The following is a 2,722-nucleotide window of genomic DNA, read 5'->3' as shown; positions in this document are numbered from 1 at the left end:
TTTTGCATGAGAAAGCGAAACGCGGTTGGAAAACCTTCCAGAAAGCTGGGTGCGTACAATGTCATCAAGGGAAAAATGTTGGCGGCGCGATGATTCAACGCTTCGCTTACTTTGAGCATAAACCCGTGCAGAAAGACACAGGTCGCCATTTACTCGCAACGGAAGGGGATGAGGGGTATTATTTCCGTGTTGCCAGTTTAAGAAACGTCGCATTAACGGGGCCGTATTTTCATAACGGGCAAGTGACCACCCTTGCTGAGGCCATTCAAATCATGGCGCAAACGCAGCTTGGTATTACGATGAGTGATACCAACATCGAAGACATCGAAGCGTTCTTGACGTCACTCAGCGCCCCAAGGCCAGTAATATTAGAGGTGCTGGAAAATGAATAAGTTTAGGTTGGTCAATTCATGCTTATTTATTGCGATGCTGGTGGCGTGCACCTTTGCCTACATGGCTCACATTAATTCCAAGAGTACGCAACAACTTCATAGCGCGCTTTCTGAGGTCGGCCATCAGCTGATTGAAGAACGCGATGTGATTGTGAATCAGTATGCCATCAAGGAGCGAAAGAACTTCGAGCTCACTAAATCGTTGGTTGATATTGAAGTTGAAGCGGAAAAATTGGCTGATACCTTCGATAACGCCGTTTGGTTTCCCATCTCACCCAACCGCCAGAAAATACAACAGACGTTAGCCAAGTTTGAGCAACGGGTTATTCAAACCACTTCGCAATTAGACATGTTGATTGGGGTACAAGTCGAAAATCAATACGCTTTGCTGATGCTGTTGGACATCTATGAAGAGGAGTTTTCGACGCACATTGGTGAAACGCAATTAGATAAACATTACGTCGAGTTTCTTAGCCGCGACTTAGTGAATCAAAGTGGGGAGCAAAGCGAAAGTGGCGCGAACTTTTTGGGGCGCTTACATGAAAGCGATAAAAAAATCGAGCTGTTGACCAATGAGCTACTGGATCACAATTACTTTGTGTTTGTGGAAGAGGCCGAGCACTCACTTCTTGATCTCGCCCAAAATGAGGCGCGCTTCACTTGGCTGTTTGTGTTTGTCGCAGTGATGTTGTTAGTCGGGTCGTTCTTGTATCAACTGCAATACCGAATGCACAACTTGAAGCAGCTTAACTCGGAGTTGGAAGCCGAGACGGACAAAGCAGAGCGAGCGGCGAAGGCTAAATCCAGCTTTCTTGCTGCTATGAGTCACGAATTAAGAACGCCAATGAATGGTGTGCTCGGGATTTCTCAGTTGATTGCAGAGGAAACCAAAGAGCCCGTCACCAAAGAGCACATTAAGGTGATTCTGGATTCAGGGCAGCATTTAATGACTATCCTCAACGACATCTTGGACTTTTCTAAAGTTGAGGAAAATAAGCTAGAACTGGAAAAAGCCCCGTTTCATCTTGAACAAGTCTTAACTCCGGTTTGCAGCGCCATACAACCGTTAATTGATGAAAAAAGCATTGAGCTGATTGTTGAGAACGACGTTCCGAACAACACCGAGTTCACAGGCGATTGTGCTCGACTTCGCCAAATTCTGTTTAATTTGGCGGGTAACGCCGTGAAGTTTACCAATGAAGGGCACGTACTGATTCGTACCGAGTTAAATAGTGAAGACAAACATCTGTTGATCATCGTCAGTGATACAGGGATCGGTATCGCGCCCGATAAACAAGGGCGAGTATTTAACTCCTTCGAGCAAGCAGATTCTTCAACTACAAGAAGGTTTGGAGGAACGGGTTTAGGGTTGGCCATCGTTAAAAAGCTCACTGAACTTATGGGTGGTTCTATTACCTTAAAGAGCGTAGAAGGGGTCGGCACGCAGTTTATTGTCACTTTGCCGATACCATGGAATGAGAGCGAAAAACCGAGCCCGCAACATACGCCAGTTCAAACCCGAAGCACTCAGAACTTGCGCATTTTGTTGGCAGAAGATAACCGCGTAAATGCTTTGGTGGCGAAAGGCTTTTGCGAAAAGTTAGGGCACGCAGTGGATGTCGCAGAAACCGGGCTGGTTGCCGTAGAAAAGGCACGCGACAACGATTATGACCTTATCTTGATGGATAATCACATGCCAGAGATGAATGGTGTCGAAGCGACTCGTTTTATTCGCGAAAAGCTAGGGGTAAAGACGTTGCTGTTTGCCTATACTGCGGATGTCTTTCGTGAGGCCCATGACCACTTTATCGCGGCAGGTGCCGATCATGTCCTAACCAAGCCTCTACAAAGGGAAAGTTTTGCTGACGCTTTGAAGCAATTCAGTGCGAGGCTCAAAGTGAAACAAACCGAAGAGGTATCGCCAGCGAGCAATGTATTGCAACTGCAACGTAAGCCGATTGAAAACTTGAGGCTGACGGAAGAGGAACTGTCGAACTCCGAAATGTTGGCGTCCCTCAAAGAACATCCGAATGAGTTACTTGATCTGCTCAACAGCATCATCACCGATTTTGAACTGGCGGTTGATGACCTGATTGAAAACTTTATGCAGAGCGATTTCGACTCTCTCAAATTGACGATGCATACGACCAAGGGAATGGCGTTGAATTTAGGGCTGAAGATACTGGCTAGCCAAGCGCTGGAACTCGAAACACAGTTAAAAATGAACCAAGTGCCAGCGATTGAACAGCTACAGATGTTGATCAATCGCCTCCAAGTGAATATTCATCAAGGACACCGTTTGAGAGATGAGTTAGTAAAAGAGCAACAAA

1 protein-coding gene and 1 pseudogene are annotated in these 2,722 nt (G+C 46.2%); both read left to right on the top strand.

What is annotated here, in order from left to right:
- A pseudogene (locus R7Q47_RS23120) lies at window positions 1–392 on the top strand (c-type cytochrome); the annotation flags it as partial.
- The coding region (locus R7Q47_RS23115; RefSeq protein ID WP_318089396.1) for an ATP-binding protein at window positions 385–2,722 on the top strand (2,338 nt) is incomplete at its 3' end. The pseudogene R7Q47_RS23120 and the gene R7Q47_RS23115, both read left to right, overlap by 8 nt.

The organism is Vibrio sp. Vb0349 (assembly GCF_033338975.1).
Note: the sequence above shows the minus strand (reverse complement) of the source record. Positions and strands in the feature narration are given on the sequence as shown.